This is a genomic window from Paracoccus sp. SSJ, assembly GCF_030234105.1.
GTDB classification, from domain to species: Bacteria; Pseudomonadota; Alphaproteobacteria; order Rhodobacterales; family Rhodobacteraceae; genus Paracoccus; species Paracoccus denitrificans.
In genome coordinates, this window is the sequence record NZ_JASSPE010000020.1 from 31,600 (window position 1) to 48,177 (window position 16,578).

General features: G+C 64.5%; 21 protein-coding genes. 3 read left to right on the forward strand and 18 right to left on the reverse strand.

The genetic code is table 11. The features are described from left to right. Positions 1-34: 34 nt before the first annotated feature. The 14 genes from QPR87_RS18865 to QPR87_RS18930 all read right to left on the reverse strand — a co-directional run bounded on the left by QPR87_RS18865 (position 35) and on the right by QPR87_RS18930 (position 13,263). Positions 35-2,098: a head maturation protease, ClpP-related gene (locus QPR87_RS18865; protein ID WP_285050808.1), complete on the reverse strand. Its 2,064-nt coding sequence runs from the start codon at positions 2,096-2,098 to the stop codon at positions 35-37. Continuing rightward, positions 2,098-3,678: a phage portal protein gene (locus QPR87_RS18870; protein ID WP_285050809.1), complete on the reverse strand. Its 1,581-nt coding sequence runs from the start codon at positions 3,676-3,678 to the stop codon at positions 2,098-2,100. The genes QPR87_RS18865 and QPR87_RS18870 overlap by 1 nt, the downstream gene beginning before the upstream one ends. After that, positions 3,629-3,835, reverse strand: a complete 207-nt coding sequence (locus QPR87_RS18875) for a phage head-tail joining protein (protein ID WP_285050810.1) — start codon at positions 3,833-3,835, stop codon at positions 3,629-3,631. Before QPR87_RS18875 ends, QPR87_RS18870 begins: the two co-directional genes overlap by 50 nt. Further along, positions 3,832-5,868, reverse strand: coding sequence for a phage terminase large subunit family protein (locus QPR87_RS18880; protein ID WP_285050811.1), 2,037 nt, complete (start codon positions 5,866-5,868; stop codon positions 3,832-3,834). The genes QPR87_RS18875 and QPR87_RS18880 overlap by 4 nt, the downstream gene beginning before the upstream one ends. Continuing rightward, entirely contained in the window at positions 5,868-6,488 is a 621-nt protein-coding gene (locus tag QPR87_RS18885; RefSeq protein WP_285050812.1) for a hypothetical protein, read from the reverse strand. The genes QPR87_RS18880 and QPR87_RS18885 overlap by 1 nt, the downstream gene beginning before the upstream one ends. Before the next feature lie 149 nt (positions 6,489-6,637). Next, positions 6,638-7,354, reverse strand: a complete 717-nt coding sequence (locus QPR87_RS18890) for a hypothetical protein (RefSeq protein ID WP_285050813.1) — start codon at positions 7,352-7,354, stop codon at positions 6,638-6,640. A gap of 98 nt (positions 7,355-7,452) precedes the next feature. Beyond that, on the reverse strand, positions 7,453-8,232 hold the full coding sequence (locus QPR87_RS18895; RefSeq protein ID WP_285050814.1) for a hypothetical protein: 780 nt from the start codon (positions 8,230-8,232) through the stop codon (positions 7,453-7,455). A gap of 354 nt (positions 8,233-8,586) precedes the next feature. Continuing rightward, a complete protein-coding gene (locus QPR87_RS18900) occupies positions 8,587-10,425 on the reverse strand; it encodes a DNA primase family protein (RefSeq protein WP_285050815.1) in 1,839 nt (612 codons plus the stop codon). Next, positions 10,422-10,670 (reverse strand): hypothetical protein, encoded by a 249-nt coding sequence (locus QPR87_RS18905; protein WP_285050816.1) that lies wholly within the window; start codon positions 10,668-10,670, stop codon positions 10,422-10,424. Before QPR87_RS18905 ends, QPR87_RS18900 begins: the two co-directional genes overlap by 4 nt. Further along, positions 10,663-11,805 (reverse strand): DUF7146 domain-containing protein, encoded by a 1,143-nt coding sequence (locus tag QPR87_RS18910; protein ID WP_285050817.1) that lies wholly within the window; start codon positions 11,803-11,805, stop codon positions 10,663-10,665. The genes QPR87_RS18905 and QPR87_RS18910 overlap by 8 nt, the downstream gene beginning before the upstream one ends. Next, a complete protein-coding gene (locus QPR87_RS18915) occupies positions 11,802-11,999 on the reverse strand; it encodes a hypothetical protein (RefSeq protein WP_285050818.1) in 198 nt (65 codons plus the stop codon). Before QPR87_RS18915 ends, QPR87_RS18910 begins: the two co-directional genes overlap by 4 nt. Position 12,000: 1 nt before the next feature. After that, positions 12,001-12,627 carry a hypothetical protein gene (locus tag QPR87_RS18920; RefSeq protein WP_285050819.1) on the reverse strand — a complete coding sequence of 209 codons (627 nt, stop codon included), beginning with the start codon at positions 12,625-12,627 and terminating at the stop codon, positions 12,001-12,003. After that, positions 12,624-12,938, reverse strand: coding sequence for a hypothetical protein (locus QPR87_RS18925; protein ID WP_285050821.1), 315 nt, complete (start codon positions 12,936-12,938; stop codon positions 12,624-12,626). Before QPR87_RS18925 ends, QPR87_RS18920 begins: the two co-directional genes overlap by 4 nt. Then, entirely contained in the window at positions 12,931-13,263 is a 333-nt protein-coding gene (locus QPR87_RS18930; RefSeq protein WP_285050822.1) for a hypothetical protein, read from the reverse strand. The genes QPR87_RS18925 and QPR87_RS18930 overlap by 8 nt, the downstream gene beginning before the upstream one ends. 333 nt (positions 13,264-13,596) lie before the next feature. On the opposite strand from QPR87_RS18930, the gene QPR87_RS18935 reads away from it, so the two are divergent. Next, entirely contained in the window at positions 13,597-13,809 is a 213-nt protein-coding gene (locus QPR87_RS18935) for a hypothetical protein (RefSeq protein ID WP_285050823.1), read from the forward strand. On the opposite strand, the gene QPR87_RS18940 is transcribed toward QPR87_RS18935, so the two are convergent. The 3 genes from QPR87_RS18940 to QPR87_RS18950 are packed head-to-tail and all read right to left on the reverse strand — an operon-like array spanning position 13,787 to position 14,788. Further along, positions 13,787-14,212, reverse strand: a complete 426-nt coding sequence (locus tag QPR87_RS18940) for a hypothetical protein (protein ID WP_285050824.1) — start codon at positions 14,210-14,212, stop codon at positions 13,787-13,789. The two genes, QPR87_RS18935 and QPR87_RS18940, sit on opposite strands and share 23 nt — an antisense overlap. After that, positions 14,212-14,490: a hypothetical protein gene (locus tag QPR87_RS18945; protein WP_285050825.1), complete on the reverse strand. Its 279-nt coding sequence runs from the start codon at positions 14,488-14,490 to the stop codon at positions 14,212-14,214. Before QPR87_RS18945 ends, QPR87_RS18940 begins: the two co-directional genes overlap by 1 nt. Before the next feature lie 31 nt (positions 14,491-14,521). Beyond that, a complete protein-coding gene (locus tag QPR87_RS18950; RefSeq protein WP_285050826.1) occupies positions 14,522-14,788 on the reverse strand; it encodes a helix-turn-helix domain-containing protein in 267 nt (88 codons plus the stop codon). Between the two features lie 111 nt (positions 14,789-14,899). Here QPR87_RS18950 and QPR87_RS18955 point away from each other — a divergent pair, with 111 nt between their 5' ends. Beyond that, positions 14,900-15,511, forward strand: coding sequence for an XRE family transcriptional regulator (locus QPR87_RS18955; protein ID WP_285050827.1), 612 nt, complete (start codon positions 14,900-14,902; stop codon positions 15,509-15,511). 172 nt (positions 15,512-15,683) lie between these two features. Then, positions 15,684-16,211: a hypothetical protein gene (locus tag QPR87_RS18960; RefSeq protein WP_285050828.1), complete on the forward strand. Its 528-nt coding sequence runs from the start codon at positions 15,684-15,686 to the stop codon at positions 16,209-16,211. Here QPR87_RS18960 and QPR87_RS18965 read toward each other — a convergent pair. Then, positions 16,201-16,428 carry a hypothetical protein gene (locus QPR87_RS18965; RefSeq protein WP_285050829.1) on the reverse strand — a complete coding sequence of 76 codons (228 nt, stop codon included), beginning with the start codon at positions 16,426-16,428 and terminating at the stop codon, positions 16,201-16,203. The two genes, QPR87_RS18960 and QPR87_RS18965, sit on opposite strands and share 11 nt — an antisense overlap. Positions 16,429-16,578 lie beyond the last annotated feature (150 nt).

Sequence of the window (16,578 nt, forward strand, 5' to 3'; positions counted from 1 at the left end):
CCGGAGGCGCCCTTTCGTCAGAGGTCAGCGGCGATCAGGCGCCGTTGTTCTTGTAGCCGCCGCGATAATCCGCGGCGCCCAGGCCGAAATCGTGTTCCAGCGTCATCGAGAAGCCCTGGCGGCCGAACGGCTCGTCGGTGCGCAGCCGCGGCGCTTCCGCGCCTTCAAGGTAGCCATGGATCCAGCAGGGGTTGGCCGAGGACAGCAAATACCAGGCATTGCCGCTGATCTCGGCGGAGACGACCGGGGCCAGACGCCCGGAGAACGGGTTCACGTCGGTCGTGGCCGTCGGCGTGATCTGGGCCACGAACATCTCCGCCTCGGTTTCCTTGTCAGGCCCCACCAGCAGGATGTTCGGCACGATGTTCAGCGTGTTGCCATCGATCGACTTCTGCTTTCGCATGGCCGCACGGCCCGCGGAAACGGCAGTCGTGTTGATGGCCGAGGCCGCGCCGCCCGAGGCAAGGTTGCCGTGCGAGGCGTGGAAGATCGTGTTGCCGTCCGCCATGACAGCCGTAAGGGCGAAGGCATAGAAGGTCCGCTCCTCGAACAGCGCGACGGTCATGCCGTAGTTCGAAAGAACTTCGTCGATGGCGCCCAGTTCGTCGTTGATCATCATCTGCCGACTGATGGTGACACCGACGCCATAGGAGCTGATCAGCGCCTGCTCGCGACCCTCGCCGAAGGTGCCCCACTTGATCTCACCAGCCTCGCTGATCGGCTTGAGCGTGGGGAAATCACCCGTGCGCACCAGCGGCATGGGTCGGAAGTCCTTGAAGTTTCGCTTGCGCGAGATCTGGCGATAGGTCGGCGCAGCAAGCTGGTATTTTTCCTGCAGCTGCTTATTCAGCGCATTCTCGAAGATGGCGGGGAAATCGCTGGTGGTGTGCATCGCCTGCATCAGCACCTGCTCTTTCTCGCCCCAACTGCGGATCGTGCCGCGATGCCCGACCGAGGCGGCCGCCATCTCGATGATCGACATGCCCATATAGGCTGCGGCGGGCCCGGTCACCTCGCGCTTGCCCTGCATCTGGGCGACCAGCGCATCCGTCATGCCGCTGCGGCGGGTAGCGCGCTCATCACGCTGGATGGTGGCGCGCGGCGCGCGATTCTTGATGGCCATTTGCGTGGATGCTCCTTGCAGTTCGGCGGTCGCCTGGGCGCAGGTCAGCCCGCGCTCGATCATGTCCAGGGCGCGCTCGGTCGGAACGCCCTTGCGCGCGCAGATGTGCAGGATGGCGACAGCATCCGCACTCAGCGGCTCGGCCGCATCCTCATCGGCTTCGCCGGCATCGTCGCCCGCGCCGTCCTGATCGTCCTCGGCGGCCTCCGCCTCGGTCTCATTCTCGGCCGCGGCTTGCGCTTCCTCCCCGGCATCCGGATTGTCCTCTTCGGCGGCGGTCACCGCCGTCACCTTGGGTTTCGCCATGGTCTTTCCTCCTTTGGCGGTGGGCATTGCGGCGCCGGCCATCATGGCCACCACCGCCGAAACAGGCCGCTGGCGTGGGATCGCGCCGGCGGCGGCAAGCAGGGTCTCGGGCGCGTGCCCGTATATGCGATAGTCGAAGGCGGCAGGCTCCAGGGCCTCGCCATCGTCCTCGGCGGACGTGGCAAACCCCGCCTCGACCGCCGCCGGACCGTCGAAATAGGTCTCGGCCTTCATGATCGCCCGGGCGTCATCGACCGGGATGCCTGCGCGCTTGGCGTAGATGCCAGCATAGGCCTTGGCGATAACCCCGAGACCCTGGGCAGCATGAAGATGATCGTCCTCGGTGCCGCGACCATCGACCCGCCACGAGGCGGGATCGTGGATCATCATGATGGCGCCGAGCGTCATGGTGATGCTGTCGCCGGCCATCGCGATCAGGCTGGCAGCGGATGCCGCCACACCCTCGATGACAACATGCACCTCGCCCTCGTAGGCGCGCAGCGCCGTATAGATCGCCTGCCCTTCGGTCGCGATACCGCCGCCGGAGTTGATCCGCACGGTCAGCGGACCGGACATGCCATCAAGTTGCTCGCGCACCTGCCGCGCCGTGAAATACTCCTCGTCCCAGAAGGACGATCCCACCGTGCCGTAAAGACGCAGCTCGTTCATCACATACCCTTTCGATAATGCGCCTTGGCGCGACCGTTCTCCACGATCTCTTCGGCCTCAGACTTTGCCGCGCCGGCGACGGAACCGGAGCCCGGATCGCTGTCGAAGGACAGGTTCAGCCGGGCGGCATCGGCGCGATCCTGTTCGATTTCATCGAGCAGCCGCTCGGGATCGACGCCAAGCTGTCGCACAACCTGCTGCCGCGATGCGAAACCATTGCGCACCGCATCCGCCAAGGCGGCAATCTCGCGCGTCGGATCGACGATGACCTTGCGCGGCGGTTGCCATTCAAGACGAAGGTGCCGCCAGATATCGGCCGGAAGGCCGGCCTTGATCATCGCGGCGCCGTCATGGCCATTCCATGCGGTGATGAAGGCCTGCGCCAGCGGCTGCATCATCTGGGGGATCAGCATCAACCACTGCCAAGCGCTGATGTTCTGATCCATCTCCAGCCGCCCCATCCGGGCTGAACTGAAATTGACCTGGCCCAGGTCCCCGGTCAGCGCCTCATAGGTGATGCCCATGCCTGCCGCGACTGATCGAAGCACCGAGCGGGTGAATTCGTCGTAACCATCGACACCGGGCGGTTCGGCGAATTTGACGTCCTCGTCCTCGCCGAGGTCGTAGATCATCCCGGGCGCCAGTTCGGCGATCTCGCCCCCCTTGCCGCCCTCGGAGCGGACTCGGAAGGCCGCAAAGCAGGCGGCAATCTTCTGTCGCATCAGCTGCGCATCTTCATGGTCGGCGAGATCCTGGAGCCGCATCATCACCGGCGCGAACCATGTTACGCCGCGCATCTGCCCCGGGCGGTCCTGCCGATAGATGTGCAGCACCTCCTCAGCCGGAACCCGCTCGGAAACACCCCGGCGGGAGCCCGGTGTCCAATCTCCACCCGGATGCTCTGGGAACAGCCAATAGGCAACGCGCCGCCCCGTGCCATCATACTCGATGCCGTCGCGGATCTCGTTGCCCGTGGCCATCCAGCCGAACTTGCCATCGTCGAGGTAATCCGGCTCCAGCACGTCCAATTGCAATGGCAACGCATCGGGGTCGGGATGGCTGTGATAGATGCGGACGAGACATTCGCCCGCGTCCACCACGGTATTGGCCACCAGCCTTTGCAGACCGTAGAGGTTCTGGCGTCCCTGCCGGTCGATGGCGCAGGTGTCTAAATGCGCCTCGATCAGCTCCAGCCCGCGATCCCGGACCCGCTTGCGGGCGGTTTCCTTAAGGCCCGGATAGGACAGGACCACCTTGGGCAGGATGCCGTCTCCGACTATGCCGCCACAGATCACCGACTGCGCGCGGGTGGCGAAAGGCGTGTTGCGCACCATGTCGCGCGCATACCACGCCATGCGCTGGCGCTGACGGGCGGCCGCATCGGCATCGGTGCGGGCAGCCTTCATCGAGGAGGTCCGACGTCCACTCCCGGCAGCGTCGTAATGCGCGGTCACCGCCCGGGCGCGAGCGCGCCGCATCCCCCACTGCGGCGAGACCGCGGCGATGGCCCGATCAAGCAGGTTCATCGGATCACTCCTTGCGGTAGACGGGATACTGTTGCCGCGTCCGGCCGGCAGCACCGGCCAGCCCGAGATCTGCCTCCATCAAGGCCTTGATGCGCAGCATTTCGCTCAGGCTGCGATAGGTCACCCGCTCGCCGTTCACCTCGAGGCTGGTGACGCCCTTGGCGATCATCATGCAAAGGGTCCGGTACTCCTCGATCGTATAGATGCTCACAGCCATTTCCCTTTGCGTTCCCCGAGCCATCCGCCTCCGGAAGGCGGGCCGGGCTCTGGCCGTTTCTGTTCTGGTCTCTCCGTCGGCGCCTTGGCCATTGCCCGGACAGACAGCGGCACCACCGGCATGGCGGCATCGAACAAGTCGGCCTGCTCTTCCGGTGCCGGAACCCCTCTTTCGGCCTCGAGCAGATCCCACTGGTCGTCGGTCATGGCGGTCCAGCCCTTCTTGCGCGCCGCAGCCTCGGAATAGTTCATGGTGTCCAGGCACTCGTTGCGCCGGCTGGGTTCGACCAGTTCCCATTTCGAAACCATGGTGCCAGAGGTCGCGCGCTTCAGCACCCGAACCTCGGAGGTGATCTGCCGGTAATACTCGTCGCCCAGGCCCTTGGCGAAGGCGATGTAACCACGTTCCTCCGGGTCCTCCTTGGCAAGCCAGCCGTAGAAATCAGCCTTCAGCTGGCTGACGTTCAATATCCAGCCGCGCTTCTGCCGCTTGATCTGCCGCCCGTTCGCCTTGCGATCCGACTGTGGCCGCAGGATCGGACCGTTCGCCGAAGAGGAGCCCTTCACCAAGATGACCCGCGTCCACGGATGGCGCTTCGCCCAGTCGCGCACGTCCTCGGTAAAGCCGCCCTCGTCCACCGCCATCATGTCCAGCGGCAGGCGCAAGCCCAGCTCGGTCCGCCATGTCGCCTTGAGCAGCGAATCCAGCGCATTTCGGCCGTCGTCATCCCCGAGGTGGTGCGGAATAACGATGTGATCGACCACCCATCGGCGATAGTTCCGGGCATAGGCGCAAACGGTCACCTCGGTCCGGTCGGCCTGGCAGTCCACCCCAGCGGTCAGCAGCACGCCGCGTGCCGGAACGACCCCCCGAGGGAGAACGGCACCCGGCTCGGCATTTTCGGTCCGGTCGCGCAGCGCTTCCCAATCCGGTCCCTTCGACGCCTGCTCGAAGGGCAATCCGAGCACGTCGTTCCAGAAGGTCTGTTCCGTCTCGGCCTCAACCTTGCCGCGGATCGCCTCTTCGGTCGCCTCGGTCACCGTCATGCCTGTCCAGCCCATGACCTGGGCGTATTCCACCGCGATCGACGCCCAGTCACGCTGGGGGACATAGGCTCGCCACAGATGGAAGCCGGGATGATCGCCGCGGGGGTTGCGCGGCACCCATTTGCCTGCAGAAACCATCGCCAACTTGTGGCTGTGCAAGATCGAACCGTTGCAAGCCTCGCAGGTAAAATGCGCGGCGTGCAGGCGCTCGGGGTCAATGGTCTTGCGGAAGTTCTCCCAGGTCAGGGGTGCCATGTTGCCGCAATGCGGACATGGCACGTGGTAGAATCGCTGGTCGCTCCGGTCGAAGGCCCGGGTGATCCGGCAGGTGCCGAGGATCTGCGGCGTCGAAATCCGTACGATCTTGGCATCCTCGAACCCCGCTGCCCGGCTGGCGGCCAGCTGCTCGGGATCGCCCTTCGGCGTCATTTCGAACTTGGCCGCGTCATCCATGATCACCAGGCGACGGGTCGTTCCAGCGAGGTCATCCGGCGAACCGGCGCTGACGACCTTCAACGAACCGTCGCGCCGCATGGTCTCCTGGTTGAACAGCGTATCCGTCTGTTCGCCGCGACCGTCTCCGAATATCTCGCGCAGGCTCGGCGCCTGCCGCCGCATCGGCATCCACTTGTTACGCACCCATTCGGTCGCAGACGACGTGGTCGGATGCACCACCAGGCTGTCCAAAGGCCCATATTCGTGCCAGGCGGCAACGGTAGGATTGAGAAGCGAAACCGTCTTGCCCCATTGCGCGCTACCGCGAACCGAAACCTCGCGCGCCGGATGCTCGGGGCTCAACACCTCGTGGATTTCGCGCAGGAAGGGGAAGCGCTCGATCCGGAACGGGCCAGGAATCGGGGACCGTTCGTCGAAAACGATATTCTCCTCGCACCAGCGGGTAATGTCCGGCGGCGGCGGCGGAACCATGGCAAAGGCCAGGCCGCGCAGGACGGCCGCCTCTGCCGAAGCCAAAAAGCCCATCAGACATCTGCCTCTTGTTCATCCGGTGTCATGGCCGTTGTCTGCGCCTGGTCCCCGAGTTGGGAGGACCGTGCAGCCCGGTAGCGCCGCCATTCATCCATCAGCACCTTGCGCACGGACCGAAAATCCAGCCCGAACTGATCCGCGACAGCGCGGGCGGCATCGCGGAGCATGGTCTCGAACTGCGCGATCTCCTGCGTCATCGCACGCGCGGTATGGCGCTCGACCTCCTCGGCAAGAACCCATGTCCGCTCCTCGGCCATATTCTGGCGGCGAAGCCGGCGGGCCTCTTCTTCCGCCTTCAGGGTGCGCGCCATCTCGTAGCGGTCGGGATCGCCTACCGGCAGCGCCGCATCCGTCCTCGGCCGCGGGGCGGCGGGTTGCAGATCGTCATTGCCGAGGTCGCGCAGAGCATCTCGGGTGGCAGCGCCGTTCCCGAGCATCTGGCCAGGATGCAGCTTTCGGCCAAGGGCATGAGCCACCTTCTCCAGGTCGAAGCGGCGCCCGCGCCCGTCACCGGTATAGCAGCCCTCCAGCTTTCCCTCGCTGACATACTGGCTGATACGCGCCTTCGACACGGCCAGCCGTGCCGCAAGCTCCGTTGTGTTCAGACCAGTCATCCTCTTACCGTTTGATTGTTAAGCCAGTTTAGGCTTTTCCAGATGTTAAGGGACCCGAAACCATCGGGGCGCGAATGACCCCCGTGCGGTTCGATGGGGGGAAGGACCCGGGGTGCCCTTTTTTTGGGCAATGGGGGGGGCGGGAGGGGTCAGCCGCCCGACCGAGCCGCCATCTTCGCGATTGTGCGGCGCAGGTGGTCGGGCAACCTCGCCCGATAGACATCAGCAGCACCGTCGAGGAAGCCGAGGCGCGGATCATAGGTCGGCATGGCCCGCGTGAAGTGCAGCACCTTGCTGATGGTCCCATCGGCCTCGCGCTTCCAGATCCCGGCCGAAAGCCGGCTCTCGGCCCGGGGCACGAAGAAGCCCGCCCGCTTGCGGTTGCGCTTGCGGGAGGTCTTAGTGGTGTTCGCGGTCGTGTCGCGCTGAGCCTGCACCGCAGACAGAACACGGTTACGCTCACCCGTGTCCCAGTTGCCATAGGCATTGAGCTTGGCGCCGCCCGCCGGCGTGACCGCGGTGATGATCCCGTCATATGCGAGCCGCGCATCCAGCAGACCCTCAAGGCCCGTCCGGCCGCGCGCGCCGCCGCTTTCCTGCACCTTAAGGAAATGCCGACGCCCCACCGATGGCCGCTCCGTGACCTCCGCCGTCAGGTTATCAGGGCGGGCGCCCTTCACCGTGAAAGCGTTCTTCGTGAACGATGTCGGCCGATCAAAGACCTCGTCCATCCTGCCCTGCACGTGCGCCAGCACATCACGGGCCGTATCGTTCAGTGCCCACGTGCCGGCGATCCGCACCTGGCGATCCGAGAGCCGGGAAAGGTGCGCCTGCACTTCCCGGTCATCAAGCAGCAACTTGAGCATGGCAATGTCCGGAAATGACAACGCCCGCTCGGGATATGATCCCTGCGGGCGCAATTCGTGATACTAGTGAATTCTGTCTCACAGAGTGACGTAAGCGGTCAAGAAGTTTTTTTGACCCGATATCCAATCATGCGGTCCAGCGCCGCGCTCAGCGCCTCTGTGACAGCCTTGTAGGTCCGGGCGTTCTTCTTCCATCCATGGCTGATCAGCACCTCGTCCAGCGTGCGGCCCTTGAGGCAGACCATGTCCACCAGCACGCGATCCATGATCGGACCGCGCTGCGTCTCGCCCCGCTTGGACGGCCGGATGCGCCGCACGGTCATGGCTGCGCTGAACCCGATGCGGTTGCGCAGGATCGTCAGTTCCTGGGCAATGTCGAGATGCCGATCCATCCAGCCCATGCTGTCGCCGCCCGCCCGCGACGCATCGAGGCGCGAAACCTTGGTGCCATCGGCCGCCGCCAGTTCCACGAGCATCGCATAGTGCCGGCCCATGGCGATCTGTCCATGGGTCAGCGGGCAAGGCCGCTTGCGCCGCAGGGCCGAAGCAATCATGCGGTCGAAGACATCGGCCGCGCGCACGCTGGCCCGGTGACCGTAGCCCGTGGCCGCCGCCGCCCACTTGTCCAGGCCGTGCTCATCAACCCCGTTCGGCACCATGGTAAACTGCGGCTCCACGACGAACGGGCCGCGCGCCGGCGCCGCGATGGTATCCGGGCCGCATTGATCGGGGATCGCGCTGGCGTCCCGGATGGCGGCAAGCCGGGCGGCTTCCTGGGCTTTCCGGGCATCCCGAGCCTCCCTTGCGGCCATGATCAGCGACTTCCCCGCTTCGGCCCTCTGCGCCGCTCTCAACATATTGTGGTCCCTCTTGCTCATCATACTGCCTATTGTTTCGGTCGCTGTTTCTTCAGGGAGGATAGGGAGGATCGGATTATCTTGAGGGATGATTGAGGGAGATATTTCAGAGAGGATTATCTTTAGATTACAGACAGTTGATGCCATCAGGGAGGATAGGGAGGCAAAACCGGGTCCACGCATATGGGGCCTTCATCACCCCAGACCCCTTCCCTTCTCGCGCATACGCGTATGCGGGAATTTTCCTCCCTATCCTCCCTGACGCCCCGAACCCCTTGTAATGTCGTCGGAAAACACGGGGAGGCAGACCCTCCCTTTCCTCCCTGGAGGGAGGCAAATTCCTCCCTCATGCCAGTCGGAACAGGGGTGCGGGGATCACAGACCGCCATCTTGGCCTCCGCTGCGACCAGCGATGGGACGGCCGTTCGCGTCGCGCGGCGCGGTTCGGAAGCGGTGCCCGAACTCCATCGAGAAGCGAATGCCGTCATATCGCATGATGCCGTTCGACTTGCGTTCGGAGAACTTCTTTCCGGTGCTCGGACTGACCCATCGGCGCATCTTGTCCTTGATCTGGCGCTGGATCGTGCCCTGCTGCCAGACGTTTCCACCTTGCTCGTCCTGCCAAAGCTGGAAGGCTAGCGCGAGGTCTTTTGCCGTCTCGCTGTCCTCGGGCTGCCCCGAGACAACGCAACAGGTCTCAAGGAAGAAGCCGAGTGGGTCGCTCTCCTCGCGGTATTCGTTGGTTGCGCTGAGGACAGCCTGCGGCTCCTGCAACCCGCCTTCCAGGTAGTCTATCAACCCCTCGATAAGCCAGTTGAGGATGCCGGATCGCTCCTCCCACAGCTTGGCGCCTAGGTCTGGATCCCGTTCCTTCGGCGGAATGGTCACGTCAAACGGCACGATCAGCAGCCGGCGCCAGATCCCGTCGTCGCGGCCGCGAACCTCGGGGCGATAGTTGCCCTGTATGGTGATCTTGAACTTGGGCGTGACCTCGATCTGCTCGCCGAAGTTCGGCCGCACGTTGATCGGCTCGCCGCCGGTCAGCTGCTTGATCAGCCCCTCGCGCAGCTTCTCGCCCTCCTCGGGCTCGGATGTGCGCACCATGCGGGCGAGCATCAGCGGCACCAGGTCCGGCGTCGCGGCCGATCCGTCCTTCTTCGTCGATCCGGTCAGGGTCTCGATCCGCGCCGTGGCGGCGTAATCGCCGAACATGCGGGCAATCAGGTCGACCAGCACGGACTTGCCGTTGGCGCCGAGGCCGTAGAAGAAGACCAGCTTCTGCTCGCCGGTCAATGCCGTGGTATTCAGGGCGAACCAGCGCTGCACGAAGCGCCTGACCTCTGGATCGGGCAGAATGCGGGTGATGAACCTGTCGAAGATCGGCCGCTTTGCCTCCGGGTCGTATCGCACCGGCATCATCTTGGTGATCAGCTGATCCCGGGCATGCGGCACGAACTGCATGTCCGCCATAGGGCTCATGCCGCTTTCGGGATCGCCCGGAATGACCGAAAACCGCATGACGCCGTTCTCGCAGCAGACATCCAGCGGGGCGGCATTCAACTGATCGAACGCCACCGCCAGGCCGACGCCGGCTTCCTTGATCAGCGCGTCGATCCGCGTCGTATTCCCCGAGGTCTTCGCCCAGCCGTGATGATCCTTGCGAACCGAGCCCATCACCTTCTCTATTCCGGCCAGCCGGGCAAGCTTGGGTGCCATGCTGTCCAGCTCCTGCTGCGCGGCCTTCGCCTCCTCGCCCTCGGCATTGATGAGCCGGCTAAGCTCGCGTTCACGGCGGCGCAGTTGCACGCCGTCCTCGAGGATCTGCATCTGCCAGTCCTCAAGCCGAAGGTGAGGGATTTCCCGCGATATCAGATCGCCCAGCATCTGGGCACGGCGTCGAACCTCTATGCCGTCCTCGTCCTTCTGCCAGCGCTGGCCGGTCCAGACGTGCCAGCCATATCGGGGCACATTGATCAGCTCTTCCCGGTAGTGGCGGGCATAGCGCTGGCCGTTGCCGTGGTCGTTGAGCGGATATTGCGCGCAATCCGGGAACGGATCGTCAGGCTGGCCCTCGGAAGGGGTTCCAGGGGAATTGCTGTCGCCATCCCCGGCCGAGGCCTCCGGCTCCATCCCCTCGGGCAGATCGACCTCTTCGGCATTGCTCATCACAGCCCGGACCTGACCGAGCGCGTCATCATTACAGGTATCGGTCATTGCAGCCGCTCCGGATCGATCCGGGTGTCTCCCACCGCGCGCAACCGCTCGATCTTCGCCCGGATCAGGTCAAGGAACGGGTCGGTCTCGTCGCTGCAGCTGACCACGATTTCCGCAATGAGGTCCGAAAGTGCGATGAACAGGCCGCGCGTTTCGGAAATCGACAGATCGTCGAGGCCCGCGAAACCGCGAAACATCACCTCGAATCGGTTTACGGCGTTCACAATCTCCTGCTCGTCACTCATCTCGCTGTCCCATCAGGATGTCGTTGAGATCGCGGCCGTCGCCCGCGTGGACGATGTAGCCCCGCAGGCCCGGCCGCTTGATCTTGGCGCGCCGCAATCCCGCGAGGAGCTTGGCGCGCGTCAGTTTCGGATCGCTGTCCCCGTCCTGGACGAAGATCAGCGTCTTGACCCAGACCGGCGGAAGCCAGGCCTCGGAATCGTCCATGTCGGGCCGGCCGGCATATTTCAGGCCGGGGCCGCGCTGCATGCGCCCGGCCATGTTGCCCAGGTCAACGCCGCACCAATAGGCGCAGCGCCGGGGCATGGCCTCCGCGATCAGGGCGGAAAGGGTCGTCTCGACCCCCTCGGCCACGATCATGGTGTCGCAACCCTGCGGGGTCAGGAACCGGATCGCCCCGCCCTTCTTCGATCCCAGCACCTTCTTGCTGGGCAGCGTCTCGCCCGGCTTGCGCGGATCGGGCAGCACCAGCTTGCCCTTGGGCTGACCCAGGTCGAGCCAAGTGCGATGCACTGCGGTGACCCGGTTCCCGGCATCTAGAACGCCAGCGACCATGGCCGGCCCGACATGCAGGGTCTGCCATTCATTGGCCTTGCCCTCGACAGGAACTGTGTAGCGCGCATCGGGATCAAAGCGCAGGGCGTCCGGCATATCTCGAAAAAGGGCGGGATCGATTCCACGTAGCGCCAAGTAGTCCCGCACCAAAGTCCCTTCGGCCGGACGGGCACCGGACCAGATCTGGAGCGCGGCCCGAATCGAGTTCTCGCGCGCGCGGCGGGCGATGTCGGCCTGCTTGCGCCGATTCGCTTCGGCCTTGCGCCGCCGCTCGGCGCGCTCGGCATCGGACAGGCCCTGGACCGGCCCGCAGAGCCATTCCAGCGCGGCGCGGAAATCCAGCCCCAGCACATGCTGCACCAGCGCGATCTGGTCGCCCCGGGCGTGCGGACCGCATTCCTTCCGGCAGGTGAACACCCCGTCCTTCAGGTTGACGCCGAAGCGATCCCGGCCACCGCATTGCGGGCACGGCCCGACCAGTTCGCCGCCGGTGCGGACCAGGCCGGATAGCTCCAGCCGCGCCACCACATCGGCGATGGGCATGGCCTTGGCTTCGTCGAGGCGGTGATCGTCCTGCGTCATGGCCGGCCCGCCTCGGCGTTGCGATGCTCGATCCGCCGATATTTCGGCCGGGCCAGCACGTTGCGGGCCAGCCTTTTCAGGTCGTCATGGGTCGATGGCGGCGTCAGCGCCAACAGATCGGCAAGGAAATCCCCGACACTGTCGCGCGCACCGGCGCGATACGCATTGCCGTGCCGATCCCGGTGCGTTCTCATGTCACACCTTCCCGGCGCGCGGACCCACGGCCGCACATACCGCATCCAGGCGCTTGGTCAGTGCCGATATCCGGCCGAGCATCTCGCTGCGAATACCTTCGAGGCCATCGGACAGCGCGCCTTCGATTGCCGCGACCTCGTTCCGGATCGCGTCCATTTCCTCGTTTCCGCCGGCCGGCCCGAACAGCTCCTCCCGTTTTTCAGCCACCCAGCCCGCACGGATGCCGTTTCCGAGTTCGGTGGCGAGGGTCGCATCCGTCTGGCCGCCGCGATACCGCTGCGCGGAGACGTCATAAGCCTCCTCCAGCGCCATGATGATCAGACGCTTCTGCTCGCGCGACGCTTCCGGCGGCTCGCAGGCCTCGGCGCTTACTTTGGTCACGGTCACCTCCTGACCCTCCTGTTGTGCAAAGGCGCGGCGGTGAGCGGCGCAGCTGGGGCAATGCAGCTTCCCCTTCCGAACGTCCCAGCCTTGCCGGGTGAGCTTTTTGTGGATCTGGCCGGCATGCGGTTCGGAAACTCCGTTCGACCTCGTTTGATAGTCGCAGGTCACCACGTCCTCTCGCCCGCACTCGTCGCAAATGACGCGCGCCCGGTTCGTGCCCTTTCCCTGGATGGCCCTGATCATTTCGCACCCCGCGCTCGGTCCCATGCCTCGGCCAGTCTGCGGCGGTCCCAGTTGTTCATGACCTTCCACGCCCGGTCATGCAGGCCGCCATAGCAGCCCGGAACCGCGACGCGGCAGGTTGCGAACTGATCGGCCGTCTGGATCAGGCCCATCAACTGCGGGTTTTCGCGGGTCACCCCCGGCATCAGGTCGCGCATGACGCCAACGACCATGTCGAGACCGGCCCGATCCGTGATCGGCGGTCGGGACAGCACGCCCAGGGCGTGGATCATCGCCTGATCGGCGAGTGAGAGGCGCATCTGGTCAGCCATGGATATCGGCCCTCCCGTCGGCATCGGGCCAGGTGGTGCGCTCGACCGCCCGGATCAGCCGGTCACCGGCCGATGCCAGATCGGGAACATGCCGCCGCAGCTCGGGCAGGTTATCGACGAAGCCGCGCATCTCGCGCGACAGGTCGTGATCCTCGCCGAACACTGCGACGACCGCGGATGCCGTCGCACGGACATCATTCATGTTCACCGCACCGATGCGGGCCGCATAGGCCACCGCAAGCATGGACAACCGGGCGCGGATCGCGGCAACCGACATGAGCCGCGCCGCAGTGTTGCTTTTCAGATCCCGGGGGTGAGCAATCATGGTCAAATCCTCTTGGCGCGTAGATCGGCGGGGCGACCCGAGGGAGGAGAATTGGCCGCCCCGCCTGACACGCCCTGACCCGCTGCCTCGATCCGGCGTGTGTTTTTGCCCTGCCGCCTCGGGGCGGCTCTCGGCCGGGCCAGCCGCAGGTTCCACGATCCCGGTCAATCCCGCCCGAGGCGGCCGGAATCGTGACGGGTGGACCAGGTGCTGCGCCCCGGCTTACTCCCCCGCCCCGGGCAACCTGAAAGCCCGTGTTGGTCATGGTTTTTCGGATTGCGAATCCCTCGGCCGGTGGCGGAAACTCTCCCCGTCCATCCAGAGGAGCCCGCCATGACAGAAATCGCCCGACTGACCGCCCGCGTCGAGGCGCTTGAGGTCGCGATCATCGAGTTGATGACCGCCATCGCCGCAGAATCTCCCTCGATCCGAACCGCCATATCTGAACGTCTTGAAGACGCTGCGGATGATGCAGCAGGCCGTGGCGTTCCCCTCGTTGCTGAAGCCATTTCGAGCATATCGGTCAGCTTCCAAAACCACGAGTGAACCCTCGCCAGCGCTCAACCGCGGCAGCCTCTTCGGCGGCGGCTTCAGCGGCAGACTCGGCGGCATTTTCACGGTCGCGACGCTCGACATTGCTCGCGGCCAGGCGGGCGCCCAGTTCATGGCGATGAAGCCCGAGCGCATAGTTGATCGCATTGATCATCCGTTCGCAGGTCAACCGCTCTTCGGGCGTTTCCGCCGCCCGAAGCCGATCCCACCAGACGGGCACCATCTCGGTGAACTGGCGGCCAAACCGCCCAATCCCCACACTCGCCCGGCAAGCGGCCTCCGCCGCGCCTCGCGAAATCGGATGCTCGGTGAACAGCATCGGATCCATGGGAGAAATGCGCCGCCCATGCTCGTCCACGAGTTTCACCTTCACACGGTTCAGATCGGGATCGCTCATCACTGCCCCCACATGATTTCGGCGTAGCGGGGCAGCGTCTGCATGGCGAAATCCACCGCATCGCCGCAGGGACGGTGCGTGCCCTCGCGCCAGTTGCAGCCGGTCTGCTTGGTCACGCCGAAATGCTGGCCGCAGGCCTCGGCGGTGGAAAAGCTGACGATCATCAGCATCGACCAGCGCCGCAGGAAATCGTCGGTATCGCGCTGCGCGTGGACATGCGCCCTGCGACGCGCAGCAGCCGAGCGGCCGCGACCCCCGACCGGGGGCGTGAAGGACATTTGCCGCGAAGGCAGGCCAGATCGGGGACGATCAGGGACTTTGCAGATCAGGGACATGAGGATGCTCTTGGGGTTGTGCCGCCGTGGCGGCGGGTTGAGGGATGGCGCTGACCTCTGGATCAACCCAGCTTTCCACCGGGACCGCGCCGCCGGTGAGGCGGGCAATCTTGACGGCCAGTTCGAGGGAAGGCTTTTTCTTCCCGCTTTCGAGGCCAGAGAGATATGCACGGCCGATACCGAGGTTCTCGGCGACGACTGCACGTTTCAGGCCCATGGATTTGATCGCTTCGGTCAGCATGCCAAAAGTTCTCTAACAGGAAAGTTCTGTCGTCAACACAAAACTTCTCTGTGGGCGAATTTATCTCCAGCAGCTCATTCCAACGCCCAGACCGCCAGAGGATAAGGGCGCATGAAATTGAAGATCGGGAAAATCCTGGCCGAGCGAGGCCTCAAGCAGCGGTGGCTGGTTGAGCAATTGGACGTTTCACCTGGCTACGTGAGTAACCTGGTGGCAGGCACCAAGCGCCCATCCGCCCAAATGCTGGAGCGCATCGCCGAAGTCTTTGAGCTACCAGCCTCCGCTATTCTGGAGGATCAAAGACCAGTTGCTGTCGCGGGCAAGGTTGGCGCCGGAAACACCGTGGTCGAACTGGTTGACGCTTACGCCAAGGGCGGTGGACTATACCACGTAGCCGCACCTGACGATCTGCCGTCCTCTGGCATTGTTGCTGTAGAAGTGGCCGGGGACTCCATGTCGCCACTGATCGAGCCGGGCGATATTGTCTTCTTCACTCGGCACTTCGTGGGGATTGATCCTGCCGCGATTGGCCACGTTAGCATCTGTCAGACCGACGATGGGCGCGCCCTGATCAAGCAGATTCGGAGGGGTCGGGAGGAAGGGACATTCGATCTCTACTCCGTCAACTCGGCGCACCCGCCAGAATACGGCGTCCGCTTAGTTTGGGCGGCGCCATGGCGGCGTGCCATCCGGCGGCAAGACGTGGAGTTTGTCGACCCTTAAGGGATGTCGAGCGCCTCAACTTACACCAGCAAAGCCCGCATTATGCGGGCTTTTTTTCATGCCTAAGCGTGATGGCGTTCCAGAGTGTTTCCCCACAGAGAATTTTTTGATTGACTGATGGTTCTCTGTCAGGCAACTAATGACCATCCGCAACCCTTGGATGGAGCCTCCCATGTCCCACAACACGTCCAACGTCGCCCTGCCGATGAACGACTACAGCAGCGCCGACGACGCTCAGGCACGCCTTCAGGAGATGAAGAAAGACGTTATCGTCTTTGCCGCGCACACGGTCCTCGGCTCCGCTCCGAACAGCTTCACCGCATATGCGGCGATCAGGGTGTTGGATTGGGCCGTGAAGGACATCCCCCTGCGACCGGCCGATGATGGAGAGATGCCGCGCGATCTCGCGAAACTAGCAGACATGCTGCGCGAGATTGTCGTGGCGGACCCCGATGGGGCTGCAAGATGGGTCGGCGCTTTGCGCGCGGCAAACGGCGGCATCACTCGGCTGCATTCGCCTGAGAAATGGACGCCGAGCAAGGCGCAGATCGCGGCCGCCATGCGCGCCCTGGGCATCGACGACCAAGAGAAGATCCACGTGACGTTTGACACGGACGGGCGTCTCGTCGCGAGCCCGGTGGGCGTCCGTGACAGCGCCTACCGGGTCGTGGCCGCGCGCGAAGGCGAGGTCACTTCATGATCCCGGCCTTTTTCAGCGCGAGCTCAATGGCAACGATATCCTGCGTGCGCAGGGAGATGTCATCCTGCACTTTTCTCAGCGCCGCTCGCAAATCCTCGATCAGCCGCATGACGCCCGGGATTTCCGCGGTCTGGGCTTCAAGTTCCCTCAGCTTCTCTCCGACCTCCTCCAGATCCGGCGGCTCCAACTCGGCCGCCAGCTTCTGCTCTTCATCCATTCCATGCATTTCCCGCGTTCTCCTTTGCTGGGCGTGGGGATTCGCGGGCCGCGTCCTGACAGCGCGGCCCGCAGCCAGACTGACTGCCGACCACAACTTTCTCAACCTGTGAAAGGAGGCATCATATGCGGTCCCTGCCCGTTCAGAATT